The organism is Paradevosia shaoguanensis (assembly GCF_016801025.1).
GTDB classification, from domain to species: Bacteria; Pseudomonadota; Alphaproteobacteria; order Rhizobiales; family Devosiaceae; genus Paradevosia; species Paradevosia shaoguanensis.
The window spans coordinates 2174662-2195164 of the sequence record NZ_CP068983.1; the positions used below are offsets into that span (position 1 = coordinate 2174662).

The 20503-nt window shown below is 63.2% G+C and carries 17 protein-coding genes and 1 pseudogene; 10 read left to right on the forward strand and 8 right to left on the reverse strand.

All coding sequences use genetic code 11. The features are described 5' to 3' along the window. Position 1 precedes the first annotated feature (1 nt). Positions 2 to 1456: an NAD-dependent succinate-semialdehyde dehydrogenase gene (locus JNE37_RS10295; RefSeq protein WP_203066173.1), complete on the forward strand. Its 1455-nt coding sequence runs from the start codon at positions 2 to 4 to the stop codon at positions 1454 to 1456. 58 nt (positions 1457 to 1514) lie between these two features. Here the strand turns inward: JNE37_RS10295 and JNE37_RS10300 are convergent, their stop codons facing one another. From JNE37_RS10300 to gcvA, 6 genes are all read right to left on the reverse strand, one after another. Beyond that, positions 1515 to 3566, reverse strand: a complete 2052-nt coding sequence (locus tag JNE37_RS10300; RefSeq protein WP_182399175.1) for a methyl-accepting chemotaxis protein — start codon at positions 3564 to 3566, stop codon at positions 1515 to 1517. 225 nt (positions 3567 to 3791) lie between these two features. Then, positions 3792 to 4058, reverse strand: coding sequence for a hypothetical protein (locus JNE37_RS10305; protein ID WP_035038018.1), 267 nt, complete (start codon positions 4056 to 4058; stop codon positions 3792 to 3794). Between the two features lie 150 nt (positions 4059 to 4208). After that, the gene (locus JNE37_RS10310; protein ID WP_203066174.1) at positions 4209 to 5003 is read right to left on the reverse strand and encodes a DUF4344 domain-containing metallopeptidase; all 795 of its coding nucleotides are present in this window, start codon (positions 5001 to 5003) and stop codon (positions 4209 to 4211) included. A 139-nt stretch (positions 5004 to 5142) separates the two neighbouring features. Next, positions 5143 to 5571, reverse strand: coding sequence for a RidA family protein (locus JNE37_RS10315; RefSeq protein WP_203066175.1), 429 nt, complete (start codon positions 5569 to 5571; stop codon positions 5143 to 5145). 3 nt (positions 5572 to 5574) lie between these two features. Continuing rightward, positions 5575 to 6786, reverse strand: a complete 1212-nt coding sequence (locus tag JNE37_RS10320) for a pyridoxal phosphate-dependent aminotransferase (protein ID WP_203066176.1) — start codon at positions 6784 to 6786, stop codon at positions 5575 to 5577. 266 nt (positions 6787 to 7052) lie between these two features. After that, positions 7053 to 7943: a transcriptional regulator GcvA gene (gene gcvA, locus JNE37_RS10325; RefSeq protein WP_203066177.1), complete on the reverse strand. Its 891-nt coding sequence runs from the start codon at positions 7941 to 7943 to the stop codon at positions 7053 to 7055. Between the two features lie 142 nt (positions 7944 to 8085). On the opposite strand from gcvA, the gene JNE37_RS10330 reads away from it, so the two are divergent. From JNE37_RS10330 to JNE37_RS10360, 7 genes are all read left to right on the forward strand, one after another. Continuing rightward, positions 8086 to 9270, forward strand: coding sequence for a hypothetical protein (locus JNE37_RS10330; protein ID WP_203066178.1), 1185 nt, complete (start codon positions 8086 to 8088; stop codon positions 9268 to 9270). A 9-nt stretch (positions 9271 to 9279) separates the two neighbouring features. Continuing rightward, positions 9280 to 10362, forward strand: a complete 1083-nt coding sequence (locus JNE37_RS10335; RefSeq protein ID WP_203066179.1) for a ketopantoate reductase family protein — start codon at positions 9280 to 9282, stop codon at positions 10360 to 10362. Beyond that, positions 10359 to 11474 (forward strand): Gfo/Idh/MocA family protein, encoded by a 1116-nt coding sequence (locus JNE37_RS10340; protein ID WP_203066180.1) that lies wholly within the window; start codon positions 10359 to 10361, stop codon positions 11472 to 11474. Before JNE37_RS10335 ends, JNE37_RS10340 begins: the two co-directional genes overlap by 4 nt. Beyond that, positions 11471 to 13090 carry a DUF885 family protein gene (locus JNE37_RS10345; RefSeq protein ID WP_203066181.1) on the forward strand — a complete coding sequence of 540 codons (1620 nt, stop codon included), beginning with the start codon at positions 11471 to 11473 and terminating at the stop codon, positions 13088 to 13090. The genes JNE37_RS10340 and JNE37_RS10345 overlap by 4 nt, the downstream gene beginning before the upstream one ends. Then, positions 13087 to 14112 carry an ABC transporter ATP-binding protein gene (locus JNE37_RS10350; protein WP_035038200.1) on the forward strand — a complete coding sequence of 342 codons (1026 nt, stop codon included), beginning with the start codon at positions 13087 to 13089 and terminating at the stop codon, positions 14110 to 14112. Before JNE37_RS10345 ends, JNE37_RS10350 begins: the two co-directional genes overlap by 4 nt. Next, positions 14105 to 15103: an ABC transporter ATP-binding protein gene (locus JNE37_RS10355; RefSeq protein WP_203066182.1), complete on the forward strand. Its 999-nt coding sequence runs from the start codon at positions 14105 to 14107 to the stop codon at positions 15101 to 15103. The genes JNE37_RS10350 and JNE37_RS10355 overlap by 8 nt, the downstream gene beginning before the upstream one ends. Positions 15104 to 15175: 72 nt before the next feature. Continuing rightward, complete coding sequence (locus tag JNE37_RS10360; RefSeq protein WP_203066183.1) at positions 15176 to 15505, forward strand: hypothetical protein; 330 nt, start codon at positions 15176 to 15178, stop codon at positions 15503 to 15505. 42 nt (positions 15506 to 15547) lie between these two features. On the opposite strand, the gene JNE37_RS10365 is transcribed toward JNE37_RS10360, so the two are convergent. After that, positions 15548 to 16156, reverse strand: coding sequence for a carboxymuconolactone decarboxylase family protein (locus JNE37_RS10365; protein ID WP_203065857.1), 609 nt, complete (start codon positions 16154 to 16156; stop codon positions 15548 to 15550). A gap of 257 nt (positions 16157 to 16413) precedes the next feature. Further along, positions 16414 to 17769 (reverse strand): annotated as a pseudogene (locus JNE37_RS10370) (IS1380-like element IS1247 family transposase). Between the two features lie 94 nt (positions 17770 to 17863). Between JNE37_RS10370 and JNE37_RS10375 the strand changes: the two are divergent. Both JNE37_RS10375 and JNE37_RS10380 read left to right on the forward strand, forming a co-directional pair. After that, on the forward strand, positions 17864 to 18793 hold the full coding sequence (locus JNE37_RS10375; protein ID WP_203066184.1) for a 2-hydroxyacid dehydrogenase: 930 nt from the start codon (positions 17864 to 17866) through the stop codon (positions 18791 to 18793). 59 nt (positions 18794 to 18852) lie between these two features. Further along, positions 18853 to 20463, forward strand: coding sequence for an ABC transporter substrate-binding protein (locus tag JNE37_RS10380; RefSeq protein ID WP_203066185.1), 1611 nt, complete (start codon positions 18853 to 18855; stop codon positions 20461 to 20463). Positions 20464 to 20503 lie beyond the last annotated feature (40 nt).

Genomic DNA, 20503 nt, shown 5'->3' on the forward strand with positions numbered 1-20503 from the left:
CATGGCGCTTGCGCTCCGCGATCCCTCCCTGCTGCGTACGCAGTGCTACGTCGATGGCGCTTTTGTCGGCGAGCCCGTGGACGTCGTCCGCAATCCCGCGACCGGCGTGGAACTGGCTCTTGTCCCGGCGCTCGATGGCACCGCGGCCAAAGCCGCGGTCGACGCTGCGGCGCGCGCCTTCAAGCCCTGGTCACGCCGCCTCGCCAAGGAGCGCTCGGCGATCGTGCGCAAATGGTTCGACCTTCTCATCGCCAATCGCGAAGACCTGGCGCTGATCCTCACCTCCGAGCAAGGCAAGCCCCTGGCCGAAGCTTTGGGCGAGATCGACTACGCGGCGTCCTACGTCGAATTCTACGCCGAGGAGGCCAAGCGTATCGCAGGGGAGACGCTGCCCAGCCATCGCACCGATGGCCGCATCATGGTGCTGCGCCAGCCGACAGGCGTCGTCGCGGCCATCACGCCGTGGAATTTCCCGGCCGCGATGATCACCCGCAAGGTCGCTCCGGCCATCGCGGTCGGCTGCACGGTCGTCGTCAAGCCTGCACCCGAAACGCCCCTCACCGCCCTCGCCATCGCCGAACTGGCGCAGCGCGCCGGCATGCCGGCGGGCGTCCTCAACGTCATCACCGGCCCGGCCGCGCCTATCGGTGAGGTCTTCACCAGCCATCCGGCGATCCGTGTCGTCGGCTTTACCGGCTCCACCGCGGTCGGCAAGCTCCTCATGCGGCAGGCGGCTGGCACGGTGAAAAAGGTCGCGCTCGAACTGGGCGGCAACGCACCCTTCATCGTCTTCGACGATGCCGATCTTGATGCAGCCGTAGAGGGCGCCATCGCGGCCAAGTTCCGCAACATGGGCCAGACCTGCGTCTGCGCCAACCGTATTTACGTCCAGCGCGGCGTCTCTGAGGCCTTCGTCGAAGGGCTGGCGGAAGCCATGGGTAAGCTCAAGGTCGGCAACGGCCTCGAAGCCGACACGACCCAGGGCCCGCTCATCACCGGCTGCGCCGTCGAGAAGGTCGAGGCCCACATCGCCGATGCCCTGGCCAAGGGTGCGCAACTGCGGCTCGGCGGCAACCGCCATGCCTTGGGCGGCACCTTCTTCGAGCCGACGCTGCTGACAGGCGTTACGCAGGCGATGACCGTGGCGCGCGAAGAGACCTTCGGACCAGTCGCGCCCGTCTTCGTCTTCGACACCGAGGAAGAGGTCGTGGCCATGGCCAACGATACCGAGTTCGGCCTTGCGGGCTACTTCTTCTCGCGAGATATCGGCCGCATCTTCCGCGTCGCCGAGGACCTCGAATACGGCATGGTCGGCATCAATTCCGGGCTGATCTCGACCGAGCTGGCGCCGTTCGGCGGCGTCAAGGAGAGCGGCAATTCGCGCGAGGGCTCGCACCACGGCGTCGAGGAATTCCTCGAGAAGAAGTACCTCTTTGTCGGCGGCCTGAACCGGTAGATCGAAAAGCATCGGGGGCCGTGTGGTCCCCGATTTTCGTTATGCCGAGAAGTTTCTTCTAGAACTCGTCCCAGTCGGCGCTGACCGCGGCGTTGCCGTGGGAGAGATAGGTCTTGGCGGCGGTGGCGACGCGTTGCTGCAGGCCCTTGATGCCGGGGGCCGGCTGGCGGGCCGGGGCTGCGGCGCTCGGAGCAGGTTCGCGGCGCGCGTAGCTGTCGGCGATGGTGAAGATATCGACGATCCTGTCGAGCTCACGAGCCTGGGCCTCGGTCTGCTCGATGGCGGCGTTGGTTTCTTCGACAAGCGCCGCGTTGTGCTGGGTCATCTCGTCCATCTGGCGGACGGCGACATTGACCTCTTCGATGGCGGAGGCCTGTTCGCGGCTTTCCCTGGCGATGCTTTCCATCAATGCGTTGGAGGAGCGGGCCGAAGTCAGCATGGCTTCGAGCTTGGAGGCAGCGTCTGCGACGAGGCGCGAGCCGCCCTTCACCTCATTGGCCGACTGCTCGATGAGCTGCTTGACCTCGGAGGAGGCTTCGGCGGCGGATTGGGCGAGACGGCGCACTTCGACGGCGACCACGGCGAAGCCCTTGCCGGCTTCACCGGCGCGAGCGGCTTCCACCGACGCATTGAGCGCGAGGAGGTTCGTCTGGAAGGCGATGTCGTCGATCATGCCGATGATGTTGGAGATTTTGGCCGAGGAGGTCTCGATCTTCTCCATCGCGAGGTTGGCCTCGCCCATCACGGCGCCGCCTTCTTCGGCGGTGCGCGTGACGTCAGCGGCCACGGTTGAAGCTTCACGGGCCCGCTCGGCATTCTGGAGGACGGTGGTGGCGAGCTGTTCCATGGCGGCCGAAGTCTCTTCGATCGTCGCCGCCTGCTTGGTGGTGCGTTCGGAGAGATCGTTGGCGCCGGAAAGGATTTCGCCGGTTGCGGTCTTCATGGCGCCCGACGTCTCGCGGAGCTGGCCGACGATTTCGGTGAGCTTTTCGGCCACCGCGTTAGTGTCGTCCTTGAGGCGGCCGAAGGCGCCCGAATAGGAGCCGGAGACCTTTTCGGTCAGGTCGGCCTTGGCCAGCGAGGCCAGGACGCGCGAGGTTTCCGAGAGGCCGCCATCGACGGTTTCGACGAGGTTGTTGACGGAGCCGGCGAGCTGGTTGAGCTCGGCGTCGGGGAATTCGACATCGACGCGACGCGAGAAATCGCCGGCGACGGCGGCATCGACCACATTGCCGAAGGCCTGCTGAAGCTGCTGCATCATCTGGGCGCGGGCGCGCTGGTCGGCGACGATGCGGGCGGCTTCGGCTTCGGTCATCTGCGAGACCTTGAGGCCGTTTTCGCGGAAGACTTCGACGGCACGGGCCATGGTACCCACTTCGTCGGCACGGTCGGTGCCCGATACGGGGACGTCGAAGCGGCCGCTCGAGATTTCGACCATCTCGCCATTGAGGGCGTTGATCGGCTTGGTGAGGCTGCGCGCGAGCAGGAAGCCGGCGATCAGAAGACCGATGATGATGGCAAGGGCGACGCCCCCGCTGGCCATGACGTTTTCGCTGTAGATCGCGTCGATATCGGTCTGGAGCACGCCGGTGCCGATGGCCCAGGACCAGGGCGCGAAGCTCTGCACATAGGTGAGCTTTTCGATTTCGCTCTGCTCGTCGGCGCCGCTGAAGAGGAAGGTGGTGAAGATCGAACCCTGGGTACGGGCACCGTCGGTATATTCCTCGATGAAGCGTTTGCCCGAGGAATCGGTGCGGTCGCGCATATTGGTGTCGACCACGGCCGGGTTGGCGTTGACGATCATGACGTAGTCGTAGGTGACCGCGAAAATATAGTCGTCGTTCGAGTACCGCATGGCGGTCAGGGCGGCCTTGGCCTGCTTCTGGGCGTCTTCGAGGGTGAGCTCACCCGAGGTGACCCGCGCCTGGAAGCTGTCGAGCATCGCGACGGCGGATTCGACTACGCTCTTGATCTCGGCCTTCTTCAGCTCGACCAGGTTGTGGCGGGTGTTGGAGAGTTGGAAGCTTGCCAGGGCTACGAAGCCGAGGACGAACATGATCAGCAGAAATCCCATCCGGCGGGAGATGCTGCCCGTAACTAACTTAAGCATGGTCTACTCTAGAGAGAATGAGTGAGCTCCCCGGTAGACGCGCGCCGCGGAGCAGGAAGTCCTTTCCCGCGGGGCAAGCTGCCGTCGCCGAGTTAAAATAGCGAAAACGGTATTGTCATAATGGTGTCAGGAGGCGTCGACAGATCGCCGCAGGCGCCGATGTTTCCGGCGTGGTTTCCAGCCCGTGAAGGCGGGAGAGGCGGGACTGGCCCGCCGCCCGGATGCTTATTCTTCGACGCGCTTCTGATGGATCAGGTCGCCGACCGTTTCGAACTGGTCGGGATAGGCATTGACGATGTCCTTGGGATTGCCGGAGGCAAAGCCCGGCTCGTCGCGGTCCCGCAGGTGCTGGAACATCGAGCCGGCATTGGTGAAGGTGGTGCCATCGTTGAGCTCATATTGCTTGCCACCAGTTCCGGCCTTGGATTCTGCCAGGGCGCCCGAGGTTGCGAGAGCGAGAACGCCCAGCACCAGCGCGGTTTTTTTCATCATGGCTAACTCCTAGTAGTGTGACGTCGAGAGCCAGAATCCTAGCATGGGGTAGCTGACATCGACCTGACCGGGCCTGTCAGGTTCGCTCCTCCTTCCGCTGGGTACGACGGCGTTCATCGACCGCCCGCTATCGGCGTCGTGGTGAAGTGCTCACTCAGGAATGTCGTTGATGTACATGTCGTACATCGATTGGGAGAGCTCATAGCAATAGGTGATCTCGGCATCCTCGGCCGACCAATAGGCATTTGCCTCGTCGCACTCAGCGACGCGAATGGTGATGGGACGGGGGAGCAGGTAGGCCGTTTCAATGCGCCGGGCGATATCCTCGAAGATGCCGCGGCTTTCGAGCGCGTCGCGGAACATGGCGTAGTCTTCGGTATCGTCGTAGACGACGGTGACGGCCTCGCCCTTTTCGCCATCGGCCAGATAGGGTTCGAGCAGTGACGCCCAGCTGGTCGCGGCCTGTTCATAGACGCCGGCGCAGGCTTCCTGGCGGTCGGAGTCCATTTCATAGGCTTCGGCGACTTCGCTGAACCAGTCGGAATCGGCCCCGACCATCATGCAGACCATCGCATAGGCGCGTTCGATATCGAGGGCGTGGTCGTCGTAATAGGAGAGTTCCTCGACGCCGTTGCCGGTCGATTTGACCGCGCTGAAATACCATCCATCCGCGGCCGAGATGAGGGCGTTGCCCCAATCCTCGTCGGCATCGGGGCCGAGAAGCTGTACTGCGGCCAGCGCGTCGGCGGCGTCTTCTTCCTTGCCGAGAACCGGCAATTCGAACTCGGAGACGAACATGTGCCCGACTTCATGGAAGGTGGTGTAAACCGCGTCATGCATGGCGAAATCCATCGCATCTTCGTCGACCTCCCCGGCGCGCGCGGGTGGCGAACCCAGGCCAAGGACGAGCGGAAACAGGCATACGAGCGCGGCGAAGCGTTTCATGGCGACCCAATTCTAGTTTTGGCACGCCAAGACCGGCTGCCCCCAGGGCGCAGTCGACCACAAATGTCTTGAAAATTCGGTGTGAGGGCGCGGCGCAAACGGCGTGCGCGCCGTGGCGGCGGCTTACCATCCCGAGTTTCTAGTCGGACGGGGAAATGCCCGCTACAAGCGAAATCTCCACAGATGCTCCACCCGGCAATGAGCTGACGCCCACGGCGGCCCTGCTCGGGATTGACCCAAGGACCTCGGCAAGGACCGCCGAGGCGAAGTCTGCTACCCGCGAATGTGCGGTGAACTCGGGGGTAGTGTTGAGGTAGACCGTAAGCGAAACCGCTTCGGCCAACACTTCACCACCAGCAAGAATCGCCTGTGCGGCCAGCAGCGCATTTCGGGTCGCGAGCTCGACCGCCGGCCTGTAGCGTTCGACCGGTTCTCCCTCGACGATCTTGCCGACCGCAGTGAGCACCCCGTTTTCGCGAGGCGTCATTCCCGACACGAAGACCAGGCCGCCAAAACGTTTGGCTGGAACGTAATTGCCTTGGGGCACGGGGCTGGAAGCTGGAGTCATCGCTTACACCTTGTAGGTATTGGCCATCTGCACGATGCGGTGGGCTGCGGCAACAGCGGCGGTTCGATCCTGCGAGAAATTCAGGCGGATGCTGTTGGGGTGCGGGCCGAATTCGGTGCCCGGTGTCACGATGACTTGCGCCTGCAAGCGCAGGAGCTTGACGAAGTCCGCTATGGAAACCGCAAGCTGGGGCAGGGTCGGAAAGACATAGCTGCCCGCCTGCGGAACTCTCGTTGCCATACCGTCGGCGCGGAAGATGGCCACGATGTCGTCCCGGATGGCCTGATGCTGGACGATACGCTCGTCCATCCAGCCAGTTGGTTCCCGAAACCAGGTCTTGAGCACTGCCTGGTTATAGCCGGCCGCGCGCAGAGAAACGATTGCCTGCAGCTTTTCCATTCGGGCGACGATCGACGGCGAGCCGAAGCCGACGCCGAGGCGGTACCCGCTCAGGGATTCGGTCTTGGACGGCCCCATGATCGTCAGCACCTGATCTTCGGGCAGGCCGGAGGCGCGCATATGGGTATACGCGGCATTCTCATAGCGCAGGCGCGAGTAGAGCTGGTCGGCGATGACGGTCGCGCCGTACTCCCTGGCCAGTTCGGCAATGGTCGCGATCTCGGCGGCGGAATAGACCGCGCCGGTCGGGTTGTTGGGGTTTGAGAACAGGAACGTCTTCGCGCCCGCCTCGAAAGCCGCGCGGAGTTGCGCGAGGTCGAGGCCCGCCTTTTCCTCCGAACCCAGATAGTCGAGCGCCACCGGCACGATCTTGCCACCAAAAAACTCTACCAACTTCCGGTTAGCGAAATAGTCGGGCTGGACGATCGCGACCTTGTCGCCGTCTCCCACCGTTGCGGCCACTGCCAGGAACAGCGCGCCTTGCGTACCGGGCGTGATGATGACTCCGAGGTCCGGCTGTATCGGCGCGCCGGTGAAACTGGCGAGATCGGCGGCCAGCTCGGCACGGATGGCTGCAGCCCCGCGATACTCCGTATAGGCTTGCCGCCCGCCGATCGCGACGGCCTCAGCAAACTCGTCGAAGGAGCCCGGGGGCGGGGGAAAAGCGTCGACATCCCCGTGTGAGAAATCCACGAGGGCCCCCGACATCATCGGACCACGCTGCAGGCGGGTGACGTCGTCGGCGCTCTGACGAACCTCCTGGCCGGGCGCGTTATCGATACCCAGGGTCCGGAATTTTTCTTCTATCGATGCCATCGTGGCTCCTGCGCGTGATTGATCAATGCGGATTGCCTGGGCGCTTCAGTTGGAGCGGAGCCGTCTCTCGGATAGACAGTCGGCCGGTAAGAGGAGGACCGCCAATTCGCACTCATGGTTCCGGGAGAGGAACGTCTTACCGTCCCCAGCTGGTTTTCCGGAAAACTAACGACTCGTCGGCCTCCGGCAAGGCGCATAAAGATCGCCGTTCCATGATCTGAATGAATGGACGCTCGGCCGAGGCGGGAGCGATCCGGCGCGCCGCTCTACTGCAACTGCGAAATGAGCCACCTGCGAAACGCCAGCACTCTGGGGAGTTGGGCCTTGGACGCAGGAGTGACCAGGTAGTAGGCGCCCGGTCCCGAAACGCGTTCGCGTATCGGAGCCACGAGGCTGCCGTCGCGCAGTTCGTTTTCGATGAGAAACGTGGGTAGCAGCGCTACCCCCAGCCCGGCCTTGACCGCCTCGATGATCATGAAGAAGTGCTCGAGGCTAGGTCCCCAGCGGATATCGTGGACCGAGTTTTCGGTCGTCTGAAACCAGTGATCCCATGAATGCGGGCGCGTCGAGTGCCGGATCAGGCGGTGATGCCGCAGCGACGAAGCGTCCACGATTGGGTGTGGACCGGCCATGAGCTGAGGCGTGCACACGACTTGCACCTCCTCGCTCATCAGCGGGTCGATCACCGCATCGGGCCATTGTCCGGGGCCGAATCTGATCGCGACGTCGATCCGTTCCTTGACGAAATCGAGCTCGCCATCGCTCGATACGATGTTGATGGCGATCTCCGGATGCGCCTCCTGGAACGAAGGCAGGCGCGGGACCAACCAGCGCGTGCCGAAGGTGGGCAGCATGCCGATGGAAAGCGTGCCGCGGCCCTCCTGGGATGAAATGAGCTCGACCGTACCGGCTTCGATCAGGTCGAGCGACTTGCTCACCAGGCCGCTGTAATAGCGCCCTTGGTCCGTCAGTTCGATGCGCCGCGACCGTCGGGTGAACAGCGGCACCTGCAGGTATTCCTCAAGGCTGTGCACCAGGCGGCTGGCAGCGCTCTGGGTCACGTTGAGCTCTTCGGCGGCGCGGGTGAACGAGTTGTGGCGGGCAACCGCCTCGAAGGTCCGCAATGCGTTCAGGGAAGGGAGCAGGCGTCCACGCACGAATTTTCATTCCTTCAGGTCATGCAAGGGCGATCTTTATGCGCCTTGTGAGGCCGCGCCAAGTGGTTAGCGTGACGATTGAAAAAAGTTGCCCTCGGCGCTGCGGCGATCCGGGCACGTCGATCAATCCGGGGGGAACCTCATGAATTCGCATGAAATCGGTCGGGAGCTGACCGCGATCACGATGGGCATGGACGCGTTCGAACGCCGCCAGCCCGCCGACCGCAGCCTCATGGGTGGAGAGGGCCTGGTTCCCATCTACCTGGGGGCATCCTCCCTGGAACGCAGGCATTACGACGACATCGAGACGGTCAAGGCCGACCTTGCGGCCCTGGGCGAGAAGATCGATGCGCTGCCCGAGGGACCGCGCAAGGTGTTCCTCTCCGGAATGCTGGCATCCCTGCGCGTTGCCGCCAAGATGCTTGCCGGGGCGAGCCCGTCCTTTGAGGAAAAGGTTATAGATCTGGTGGGTGCGCCCGCCGGCCGGGAAGACCCCGCCGTGATCGAGGATGCGCGCTCCAGGCTGGACGTGCTGCTTCGCCAGTCGGGCTTCGTCAACGGCACCCTGGGCGAGCGTGTAGCCGCATGGGAAGAGGCTCGCGCCGTGCCCACTGAAAAGGTGGAAACGGTCTTTCGCGAACTGATGGGCGCCGCCAAAGCCAGAACCGACGCCATGATCTTCGATACCGGGGATTATGACATGGTGCTCAACCCGGTCCGGGGCATGTTTTATACGGCGCGCTGCTCGTTCAACGACGGCAAGATGGATCTCAATTTCGACCTGAGCTTCACCCGTGCCGCGCTCAAGCATCTGGTTTGCCACGAAGTCTTCCCCGGCCATTCCACCCAACTGCTGTCGACCAAGGCAGCGTTCGAAGCGGGCGAGGCTCCCGCCGATGCCCTCCTCATCACCACCGATGCGATCACGGGCTGCGTACAGGAAGGGATCGGCGACCAGGGCGTCCACCTCATCGATTTCGTCGAGGACGCCGACGACGAGATTCACATCGAGCTGCGCCGCGTCCGCAGCGCCGCGCAGACGAGCGCCGCCTGGATGCTGATGGTCGAGGGCGTCGGCCGCGAGGATGTCGCCAACTACCTTCGCAATACGGCAATGGGACAGGAAGCCTGGGTGCAGGGACGCCTGCGCATGGCGGCGCATCCGTTCCGCGGGCCCTTCATTTCCTCCTATTGGGCGGGGAACGAATGCGTGCGCAAGGTCCGCGAGCGCGTCACCCCAGATCAGCGTGGGGGCTTCATCAAGGCCCTCTATAGCTACGCCAATTCCCCGGCGAGCCTGTCGATGTTTCCCCAGATTGCCGCCTAAGGAGCTGTCATGAAGTTCACGATCATAGGTGCCGGCGCCATTGGCGGTCTTGCCGGAGCGTATATGACCAGGGCCGGCCACGACGTGCTGCTCGTCGACCGCTGGGCCGAGCACGTCGCAGCGCTGAACGAAAAGGGCATGTTCATCGATGGCGTGCGGGGCGAGATGACCGTTCCTGTAAAGGCGGCGACTCCCGATCAGCTTTCGGGCGATCTCGGCGTCGTGCTGATCGCCACCAAGTCCCAGCACACGCTCGAAGCCCTCAGGCAGATACTGCCGCTGCTCACCGCGGACAGCGCAGTCGTCTCCTACCAGAACGGCTTCAACGAGCCCGATATGATCGCGCTGCTCGATGAACATGGCCTTCCGGGAAAGGACATCATCATCGGCTCGATCCCCAATTATGGCGGCGCACTGGTCGACCCGGGCTATATCGAATTCGTCCACGAGGGCGCGATCCAGCTCGGCGAGATGAGCGGCGAGATGACCCCGCGCCTCAAGGAAATCGGCGACGCACTCTCGGCGCTCACCGAAGTCCAGTATTCGGACCGGATCTGGGGCCAGATCTGGGCCAAAGAAGTCTATTCGGCGCAAGTGGTTTTCTCGGCCCTCGCTGATGCCAAGATCCGCGACACGCTTGGGGTGGAGCGCTATGCCCGCCTCGCCGGCGCCATCGTCAAGGAAGCGCTCGAGATCGCCGATGCCAACAACATCGATATCCAGGCCTTCGATTTCTTCGATCCCGCCAACTACCGGGTCAAGACGGCCGAGGACACCAAGAAGCTCCTCGCCAATATCGACCACGCCATCTGGCTCTTGAAGAAAGACCAGGACAACAAGCCCACCCACAACTTCAAAAAGAAGGGCTCGGGCATCTGGTGGGATATCGTTTATCGCAAGCGCCCGTCCGAAACCCGCGCCTTTGCCGGAAAACTCATCGAGTTCGGCAAGAAGGCCGGTGCCGACACGCGTCTCAACGAAAGGATGGTCGGCATGATCTACGAGATCGAGGACGGCAAGCGCCAGCTCGGCTTCCACAATTATGATGAACTCGAAGCCTATGCGGCCGAGATCGGAAAGACCCTGCCATGACCAGCAAACTCGGCGTCGGCCTTATCGGTGCACACACCTGGGCCGACAAGGCCCATCTTCCCGGCTACAAGGCCCATGAGCGCGTCGACCTGATCGCCGTCTGCGATCTCGATGGTGATCGCGCCAGGGACATGGGCGAAAAGTATGGCGCCAGAAAGGTCTTCACCGACCCGGAAAAGCTCATTGCCGATCCCGACGTGCAGATGGTGGACGTCTGCACGCCCACCCACACGCACCTGCCGCTGAGCCTGGCGGCGATCGCCGCAGGCAAGCACGTGCTTTCGGAAAAGCCGCTGCACACTGAAGCCGCTCCGGCGTTCGACGCCGCAGCCAAAGCCGACGCCAAGGGCGTCCGCACCAAGCTCGGGTTCACGTTCCGCTATTCGCCGGCCATCAGGCAGATCAAGAAGTGGATCAATGACGGAACGCTCGGCGAAATCTTCCACATCCACGGCTTCGAGCAGAATTCGCAATGGCTCGATCCACAGGAGCCGCTGCGCCAGATCACTCCGGGCGTCGATCGTAATTCGCTCATCCCGGCCTCGATCGTCGGATATGGCTCGCACCTCATCGACCTGATGCGCTGGCTCGGCGGCGAGTTCGGCTCGGTCGCTTCCACCATGAAGAACTTCATTCCCGAGCGCATCGTGCGCGGTGAAGTCGGCCTTCAGAAGATCAAGGTCGAGGACGGCGCCGTGGCGCTGGTCGAATATGCCAATGGCGCGCAGGGCCTGTTGCAGACCTCTTATGTCGCCGTCGGCAATTATCCCGGCGTCGAAATCCGCGTCTACGGCTCGAAGGGCGCGGCTGTCGCTCGCCTGATCTCGGAATTCGGCACCGCCGAAACCCTCAAGATCGCCAAGGCCGAAGCGGTGGAGTTCATCCCCTATAACGTCGGCGCCGACGCCTTGCCGCCCGGCACGACTCTCAACACGCCCTGGCCCGAACTCTATTATCGCAATCTCGTCCGTCATTTCGTCGATGAAATTCTTGAAGACCGCCCGCAGGAATGCACGTTCTTCGACGGCGCCAAGAGCCAGGAAATCGTCGACGCGGTCATCAAGGCACATTTCGAGCGCCGTTGGGTCGATCTGCCGGGCGTGGGCGCATGAGCGGCTACGATCCGGCCCTCGTAGACGCCTTCCTGGAGCACCATTGGCGCTACCGGCCCGTGGATGCGACCTTCATGGGCAATCGCGACCATGATTATCGCCTGCCTCCGGTCGGCCCCGGCGTGCTTGCGGAGGAACTGAACGGCAACCGGGCGCTCCACGCCCGGATTGCCGCGACCCCGGAGCCGGCCTCGGTGGGCGATCGGCTCGACCGCCGCATGATGCTTGCCGAACTCGAGGTGCAGGCAGCCGCGATTGCGGCGCGGCCACGACTGGCCAATCCCGCATGGCTTTCAGGCGAGGCCGCGTTTGCGGTAATTTCGCTGCTCCTGCCGCAGACGGCCCCGGTTCGGCACGATGCGCTGCGCGCCCGTCTTGTCGCGATACCAGCGTTTCTTGCCGAGGGCGCGGCGGCGATCGGCGACTCCCCGACGCCTGCCGGCTGGGTGCAGCGCGCCCGCCGCGAGGCCCTGGCGATGGCCGTGTTCCTGCGTGAGGACATCGCACTGCACGACGACTACTCGCCGGACTGGGACGATGCCCGCAACGACGCCGCTGCTGCTTTCGAGAGCTTTGCCGCCGCCATCGCGGACCTCCCCGATGCCGATCCGGCCTGCGGGGAAGAGTTTCTCACGCTGATCATGAAGCGCCAGCATGGTCTTGGCCTCTCGCCCATCGAAGCGGTCGAGCAGGCCCGGGCGGCGTTCGACCGCATGGGCGAGGAACTTGTCAGCATGGCGAGTGCCATCGACAAGGACCGCTCCTGGCAGGACATCGTCGCGGGGCTGAGCAAGATCGGTCCGGCGAGCGTAGATGAGGCCTTCGCTTCCTATAGGGCCATCGATAGGGATGCCCGCGCGGCCGCTGCCGGACTGGTGACGCCGGCCGTGGAATACGGGCTCGACTATCGCTGGATGAGCCCGTGCTTCCGGCGGATCAGCCAATCGCTCTATTTCCTCTTCTACCGGTCCCCGCCGGGCCTTGAGGCCGGGCAGGGGAGCGTCTACTGGATCACCCCGCCGGGCGACGATGAGGCGGCGTTCCTCGCGGCCAACAACACGGCGACGGTCAAGACCATTCACTCCGTCCATCACGGTGGCGTCGGGCATCATACCCAGAACGCGCGCGCTCGTGCCGCGCAGTCGCGTCTGGCCCGCATTGCCGGCACGGACTGTGCCCTGGGCCTCGCCTTCCTCGGCGCCGGCACGCTCATCGAAGGATGGGCCTGCTATGTCGAGGACCTCCTGATGGAAGCCCCGGGCTTTTACTCGCCCGAGGAGGAAATTCTCCTCAAGCAATATGAGCGGCGTAACGCTGCGAGCGTATTGGTCGACATCAACCTCCATCTGGGGCGCTGGACGCAGGAACAGGCCGTCGCCTTCTACCGCGACGAGGCCGGCTTCGCGCCCTCCCGCGTCGAGGGTGAGGTTGTGCGTAATTCCATGCTGCCGGGATCACGGCTGATGTATTGGCTCGGTGTCGAAGGCATCAAGACGCTCCGCCGCCGCTGGAAGTCCGACACACTGTCCTTCCATGATACGCTCCTCAGTTACGGCCACGTGCCGCTGGCGTGGATCGCCGAGGAAATGGACCGGGCGGGGCAATTGAACCCATGAACGAGCAAGCCAGGGCACCGCTGCTGGACATCAAGGGGCTCGTCACCGAGTTCCGCACCGAGACTGGTCTGGTCCGGGCCGTGAAAGGCGTCGACCTCGCCATAGGGCAGGGCGAGACGGTGGCCCTGGTAGGTGAAAGCGGGTCAGGAAAGTCCGTGACCAGCCTTTCGGTGATGCGCCTCATCCCGAAGGGCGTCGGCGCGATTGCCGGCGGGCAGGTCCTCTTTCGTGACCGCAGCGGCGCGATCATAGATCTCGTCACGCAGTCCGAGGGCGCCATGCGCGCCATTCGCGGCAACCAGATATCGATGATCTTCCAGGAGCCGATGACCTCGCTCAATCCGACCCAGAAGGTCGGCGCGCAGATCGCCGAGGCGGCTCGCCTGCATCAGGGGCTCTCGCGGACCCAGGCGAAGGCCCGCGCCATCGAGATGCTGGCCCTGGTCGAAATCCCCGAGCCTGCCCGCCGCGCCGAGGTCTATCCCCACCAGATGTCAGGCGGCATGCGCCAGCGCGTCATGATCGCCATGGCGCTGGCCTGCAATCCGGCGCTGCTGATCGCCGACGAACCCACCACCGCGCTCGACGTGACGGTACAGCTCCAGATTCTCGAGCTCATGCGCCGCCTACAGCGCGAACTGGGCATGGGCATACTGTTCATCACCCACAATCTGGGCGTCGTAGCCGAGATCGCGGACAGGGTTGCGGTGATGTATGGGGGCCGGATCGTCGAGACAGCTCCGGTCAACCAGCTCTTCGCTGCGCCTAGCCATCCCTATACGCGCGGCCTCCTCGAAAGCCTGCCCACTGCCGATCATGCCGCCCGCGCGCGCGGAGAAACGCCAAGGCTCAAGGCAATCCCCGGTAGCGTCGTCGACCCGCGCAATCCTCCGGCCGGCTGCGATTTCAATCCGCGCTGTGCGCTGGCCGTCGCCAATTGCCGGGGCGAGGTGCCTCCCCTCTTCGATGTGGGCCCAGGTCACCAATCCCGCTGCTTCCGATGGAGCGAACTGAATGGCTGAGCCGCTTTTGGTCGTGAACGACCTCAAGGTTCACTTTCCGCTTGGCAAGACCCTTTTCAGCCGCGGTGTCGACGTCAAGGCCGTCGATGGCGTGTCGTTCACGGTCGGGCGGGGTGAGGTCGTCGGCCTCGTGGGTGAATCGGGGTCGGGCAAGACCACCCTGGGCCGTTCCGTATTGCGCCTAATCGAGCCGACGGCGGGAACCGTCGCCATGGACGGCCGCGAGATCACCGGGGTCCCGCCGCGCGAGATGAAGACCCTGCGCTCGCGCATGCAGATCATCTTCCAGGATCCCTATGCCAGCCTCAACCCGAGGATGAACGTCGGCCAGATCATCGGCGAAGCCCTCATGCTTCACGGGATCGGGACGCGCCAGGACCGTGGCGCGAGGGTGGCTGCCCTTCTCGATCAGGTGGGGTTGCCCGCGCAGGCGGCGTCCCGTTTCCCGCATGAGTTTTCCGGTGGGCAACGCCAGCGCATCGGCATCGCCCGCGCGCTCGCCGTGAGCCCCGATTTCATCGTGGCGGACGAGCCTGTTTCGGCGCTCGACGTCTCCATCCAGGCCCAGATCATCAATCTCCTGCAGGACCTGCGCCGGCAGCTCGGACTGTCTCTGCTCTTCATCGGGCACGACCTCTCGGTGATCGAGTTCCTGTGCGACCGCGTCATCGTGCTTTACCTCGGCAAGATCATGGAAGTCGCCACCGCCGCCGACCTTTATGCGTCGCCCCGGCACCCCTATACGCGCGCGCTCCTCGACGCCGCGCCGGTGCCCGATCCGACAGTGCGGCGCGAGCGCATCACGCTCAAGGGCGACCTTCCCAGCCCGATCTCGCCGCCCAGCGGCTGCGTGTTCCGCACGCGCTGTCCCTTCGCCATCCCAGCCTGCGCCGAGGTCGTGCCGCCGCTCGAGGGCGTTGGCGACCAGCACCAGGTCGCCTGCATCCGCGCCGACGAGCTCGACCTGGGGCCGGCGCGCGGCGTTGCATGACGCCCAAGTCATCCACGCGCGCCCGTTTCCATGAGTTGCGATGCATGGAAAACGAAGATTTTCGGGCGTTGCATGATCCGATCCACCCCCTTCATCCTGACAGTCATGAAGGAGCATTTTTCGACGAACGCAAAGCCCGAGTCTGGCGTCGTCGTAATGAACATGCACAAGGCGAAGGGAAAACAGTTCGATGAGGTCATCATCTTTGAACACTGGCCGATCAAACGAAAGGGACAACCGCCCTACAATGGCGACAGGATCGTGCGCTTCAACTCTAGGGAGCAGATCGACGACCAGGCACGGCAGAATTTCCGTGTCAGCGTGACCAGAGGTAAGCGTCAGACGACTGTTTTGACCCCAAAAGGCGATCCCTGCGTTCTTCTTCTGGGGAACAATAGTTAGATGGAATTGGGATAGACCAGATGTTGATCTGGTTCTTGCGGTTCATGTTTTTCCTTCGGTTACGGCTGCTGCCGCATTCTTGTCGCGTCGCTGCAACAGCCACTTTGCCGGCAGCATGAGCCAGAACGTCGCAAGGTAGAACAGCAGCTCAAACAGCGCGCTGCTACCTTCGGCCTTTTGTCCCTTCAACCTGGCGGGAAATGCATCGAACGTATTGCCCAGAAGATTGCCAAAGAAGATGACGCGGATCAGCAGCATGATGTCGCCTGCGGTCTTTTCGCCGTAGAACTCGGCAAGTCGCGCAGTCATCGCAGGGTCTGGCTTGCGGTCGGTTTCGGCGTAGTGCTGTGCGAACAGAAGCGCCGGAAGTTCGTGTTCGGTGGCGGATGCCTCGAATTGCAGGTCGAACATATTTCGGATCTCGTCGGTGCTCATGCCGCTGGTCACGGCTTGTTGGGCATGAAACCAGGTGCAGTAGGTACAGCCGTTGACTGCCGTCACCACCATCATGATCTTTCCGGTGAAGACCTTCCCGATATCCGGATTTCGCATCGCGCGGGCCACGGCCGGGACTTTCGAGATCAGAAAGCCCAAGTCGCGAAAGAGTATGCCTGGGGAGAATATCTTCTTGTCGTAGGTGGTGCTATGCATGGTGGTGCCCCTTATTTTCTTGACCGGAGGTTTCAGCCTGCATTCCCCAAGTGGCGTGTCGTTTGAGGTGAAGATCGCCTGTATCCGAGCGCTAGACAAGGATTTTCTGCCGCAAGCGGCACCTGCGGTCGCGCAGACTGCTGGATCTGGACGGATCAGACCGCGAAGCCGCTGTTTCCTTGCCCAGGGGCGGCGTTTTTCAGCGCAGCGGACAGATCTGTCCAGCCGCTTTCGTTCAGTTTGAGCGTGGATCGCGATCATGCGCATAGCGGTGGCGCTCGCAATCGGCGGATAGCGGCGAGGATGGCGCGTACCATCGTGCCGGTGACAGCGACCTCGGCCAGCTGGAAGGTGATGGTGCGGGCGTGACGGACCACACGTGCCCCGATCTTGATCAGCTTCAGTTGCAGGCTGGTCAACGACCAGTCGGCCATGGCCTCGGGCGCTCGATGCAGCGCAAGAAGGTGGCCAGGTTGTACGCCAGGGCGTGCAGTTGCAGCCGCACCTCATTGTCGCGGAACTTCCGGCACGACAGCCGCGTCCAGCGAAAGGCGTATTTGCCCTCTTTGATGTGCTGCTCGGCGGTGCCGCGCTGGTTGTAGAACCGCACCACCCAGTCCGGCTCCATCGGCAGGTTGGTGACGATGAAGCCGAAACGCGGGAACAGTTCGCCCGGATGCCATTCGATCTTGGCGATCACCCGGCGTTCCTTGTCCCAGGACGCCGCCTGATACTCGAATTCCTCGAAGAACCGCTTGACCTTGGTCAGTGACGGCCGCCCGACAGGGCGCGTTAGCCGATGCGCGATCTTGTCCTTGAGGACCGCGTTTGCGGGCAGCCGGATGGCGTAGAAGAACCGCGCTTCTTCCAATCGCTCATAGATCGCCGGGATCGCGTAGGCAGCATCGGCCCGGAAGAACCTGCCACCAAGGTCGCGCTCCGCGTAGCGCGCAATGACGGGGTCGAGAACATCACGCCAGCCATCGGCGCTGTGGACGTTGCCATGGCGCAGGGCGCAGCGTTCCAGCATCCCGAACTGGTTGAACAGAAAGTTGGGGTGATAGCAGCTACAGTCGAAATGGCCATTCCAGGCGGACCCTTCCTGGTCGCCATGGGTCGGGCTGACCGGAGCCGTCCATGTCCAGAACGATGTACTTCAGCCCGTTACGGTCATGGAACCGGTCGATCCATTGCCCGTTCAGGTCGGCCAGCGCGGCACGGTTCCCGGCCAGAGCCAGCGTCTCGGTCTCGAACCGTCCCATCTGCGATGCCGAGGCCGCTTGTGCATCGACCGCTCTGCCGCCGACAACTTGGCGCATGACCGGATCGCAGGCGAGACGGTTGGCGTCGTTGACATCCTCGTATCCGGCCAGCCGCCCAAAGACTGATTGCCGGAACAGGCCGTCGAGCCGATGGACCGTGTTCTTGCCAGAGCGAGTATCGCGCAGCGCCGCTGACGCCAAATCGGACAACCCGAGCGCGTCATCAAGCTCGCGCATCACCAGAAGGCCGCCGTCGGAACTGAGCTGCGTGCCGCGAAATTCCAGCCGCACGCGAGGGTCGAAATCCACCCGATCTGCCCGTTGCAAGCCCGCACCCTCTGGGTGATCCATGAAACGCGCCCCTCGCAGCCTTCAACACCATGTTTTATATAGGAAATATAATGGTCAGGACAGCGAAATCAGCGCCTTACTTGGGAAATGTGGGATGAAACGAATATTCATCTCCTCGCGCGGCAACCCTGAGCACTTGGCGGAGCTTTTCCGTCGGGAACTCCCTGGCTACGAAGTCCTCACCGCCCAACCCGGGCCGGACGATCCGGCGGTGCAGTACATCGTGGTCGGAAGGCCGGCGCCGGGAGTGATCGCCGCCGTTCCCGGCATCGAACTCGTCCTGAGCCTCAATGCCGGCGTCGAGCACCTGCTGGCCAGCGGCGAGGTTCCCGAAGGGCTGCCGATCGTGCGGCTCGTCGACGAGGGCCTGGCGCTGGGCATGGCAGAATGGGTGCTGGCACAGGCCCTGGCCTGGCATCGCAATCTCTTCGACTATGCCGAGGTCCAGAAGCGTGCCGAATGGTTGCCGAGCTCCGAAAAGCTCGCGAACGAGCGGCGGGTGGTGGTCCTGGGCGCGGGCGCGCTAGGGCGTCCGGTTGCCGGGCATTTCGTCCGCTTCGGCTTTGATACCCGGGTCTGGTCACGCACCCGCCACGACATTCCCGGCGCCGCGACTTTCGCCGGCAAGGATCAGCTTATCGAGGCCGTCTCCGGCAGCGACATCCTCGTCAACCTGCTGCCGCTAACCGCCGAGACCGCCAATATCATCGATGCCTCGGTGTTCGCGGCGCTCAACCAGGGTGCGTTCTTCATCAACGGGGCGCGAGGGGCGCACGTTGTGGATGCCGACCTGCTTGCCGCGCTCGACGCAGGCCAGCTGAGCGGTGCTGCGCTCGACGTCTTCCGCGTCGAGCCGCTGCCCGCAGAAGATCCGTTCTGGCGGCACCCGAAGATTCGCGTTTCTCCACACGTGGCGGCTCCGACGCACGCCCATGTGGCGGTGAATGAAATGGCCGAGAATATCCGTCGGTTCGAGCGTGGTGAGGCGATCCCCCACCTCGTGGATCGAACCGCCGGCTACTAAACTACAGACCGGGGACAACCCGGCTGAGGAAACAACAAAGGGCAAAAGGTAGGAAACACATGACTTTCAAACCAACTCGTCGCAGCGTGCTGCAGGGAATGCTTGCCGGATCGGCTGCCTTCGCGGTGATGGGGGCTTTCCCGGCCTTCGCGCAGCAGAAGGGCGGAAAGCTGACTGTCGGTCTTACTTATGAAATCGACACGATGAACGTCTATTCCACCGGCTTCCTGGGCGACGCCCAGGCCGCAGTGGTCGAAGGGCTGCTGGCGCCCGATCCGCACGCCAAGTACGTGCCGGTCCTCGCTACCGAAGTGCCTACCCTCGAGAACGGCGGCATCGTCGTCTCCGAAGGCGGCAAGACCATGAAGATCACCTATAAGCTTCGCCCTGGCGTCAAGTGGCATGACGGCGCTCCCTTCACGTCCGCCGACGTGAAGTACACCTGGGAAGCGGTCAAGGATCCGGCCTTCATCGCCGAGTCCAAGGATGGCTCGTCCGAAGTCGAGAGCATCGACACGCCGGACGACCTGACGGTTGTGGTCAACTACAACACGATCCTGCCGACCTTCGCCTCCACGCTCTTTACTTTCGGCATCCTGCCCAAGCACCTGCTAGAGGGCACCGACCTCAACACCTCGCCCTACAACGAGACCCCGGTCGGCACCGGCCCTTTCAAGGTTACCGAGTTCGTTCGCGGCCAGTACGTGGTGACCGAGCGCTTCGACGACTACTGGCGCAAGGCCGACAACGGCGATCAACTGCCGTATCTCGACGGCATCATCTTCAAGATGATTCCCGACACCAATACCCTGATTACCCAGCTCAAATCGGGTGAAGTGCAACTGGTCGTGCAGACTCCCTACAACCAGGCCGCTCAGGTCGAAGGGATCGACGGCATCGAGATGATCAAGGGGCCGCTGCTGTCCTGGCAGCACCTGGACTTCAACTTCAAGCGTCCCTCGCTCGCCGACATCAATGTCCGCAAGGCCATCGCCTCCGCGATCGATCGTTCCATCCTCATCAAGGCGCAGGGCGGCTTCCCGGAAGCCATCAAGTCGCCGGTCGTGCCGGTATTCGACTTCTACGCCGCCGACACGCCCGAAACGCCCTATGACGTCGAAGCAGCCAAGAAACTGCTCGATGATGCCGGTTACAAGCCTGGCGGCGACGGCATCCGTGAAAAGGATGGCGAGCGGCTGTCCTATACCTTCATGGTGCAGGCTGGCCGTGCCGATGACGAACTCGCACAGCAGGTCATCATCGCTCAGCTCAAGGCCATCGGCATCGAGGCCACCGCTGACAACAAGACTGGCGTTGCCTACCGCGAAGCCCGCTACAAGGGCGGCTACGACCTCATCTATGGTCGCTGGATCACCTCTGCCGATCCGGTCTATTCGGTGTTCTGGGGGACCGGTGGCGCCAATAACGGGCAGTCCTATTCCAACCCTGCCCTGGATGCGGCTTTCGGCAAGTTCGAGAACACGCTCGATCCCGCCGCGCGTAAGGAAGCTGCGGCCGAGTTCCAGAAGATTCTCGCCGAGGACCTTCCCACGATTTCCCTGACGACGAATGTGGCCTTGATCGCCAAGACCAAGAAGCTGAAGAACTTCGTTCCGAACCCGACGAACATGACCAACTTCATCAACTCCAGCCCGTGGTATCTCGAATAGTGCTGGAATCCCTGATCTCCTGCTTCCGGCGCATTGTGCC

Coding starts and splice junctions, on each gene's coding strand:
- JNE37_RS10335 (WP_203066179.1), top strand. CDS start 9,280: ATGAAGTTCACGATCATAGGTGCCGGCGCCATTGGCGGTCTTGCCGGA.
- JNE37_RS10345 (WP_203066181.1), top strand. CDS start 11,471: ATGAGCGGCTACGATCCGGCCCTCGTAGACGCCTTCCTGGAGCACCAT.
- JNE37_RS10315 (WP_203066175.1), bottom strand. CDS start 5,571: ATGACTCCAGCTTCCAGCCCCGTGCCCCAAGGCAATTACGTTCCAGCC.
- JNE37_RS10355 (WP_203066182.1), top strand. CDS start 14,105: ATGGCTGAGCCGCTTTTGGTCGTGAACGACCTCAAGGTTCACTTTCCG.
- JNE37_RS10305 (WP_035038018.1), bottom strand. CDS start 4,058: ATGATGAAAAAAACCGCGCTGGTGCTGGGCGTTCTCGCTCTCGCAACC.
- JNE37_RS10360 (WP_203066183.1), top strand. CDS start 15,176: ATGATCCGATCCACCCCCTTCATCCTGACAGTCATGAAGGAGCATTTT.
- JNE37_RS10330 (WP_203066178.1), top strand. CDS start 8,086: ATGAATTCGCATGAAATCGGTCGGGAGCTGACCGCGATCACGATGGGC.
- JNE37_RS10380 (WP_203066185.1), top strand. CDS start 18,853: ATGACTTTCAAACCAACTCGTCGCAGCGTGCTGCAGGGAATGCTTGCC.
- JNE37_RS10375 (WP_203066184.1), top strand. CDS start 17,864: ATGAAACGAATATTCATCTCCTCGCGCGGCAACCCTGAGCACTTGGCG.
- JNE37_RS10365 (WP_203065857.1), bottom strand. CDS start 16,156: ATGCATAGCACCACCTACGACAAGAAGATATTCTCCCCAGGCATACTC.
- JNE37_RS10295 (WP_203066173.1), top strand. CDS start 2: ATGGCGCTTGCGCTCCGCGATCCCTCCCTGCTGCGTACGCAGTGCTAC.
- JNE37_RS10300 (WP_182399175.1), bottom strand. CDS start 3,566: ATGCTTAAGTTAGTTACGGGCAGCATCTCCCGCCGGATGGGATTTCTG.
- JNE37_RS10340 (WP_203066180.1), top strand. CDS start 10,359: ATGACCAGCAAACTCGGCGTCGGCCTTATCGGTGCACACACCTGGGCC.
- JNE37_RS10350 (WP_035038200.1), top strand. CDS start 13,087: ATGAACGAGCAAGCCAGGGCACCGCTGCTGGACATCAAGGGGCTCGTC.
- JNE37_RS10320 (WP_203066176.1), bottom strand. CDS start 6,786: ATGGCATCGATAGAAGAAAAATTCCGGACCCTGGGTATCGATAACGCG.
- JNE37_RS10310 (WP_203066174.1), bottom strand. CDS start 5,003: ATGAAACGCTTCGCCGCGCTCGTATGCCTGTTTCCGCTCGTCCTTGGC.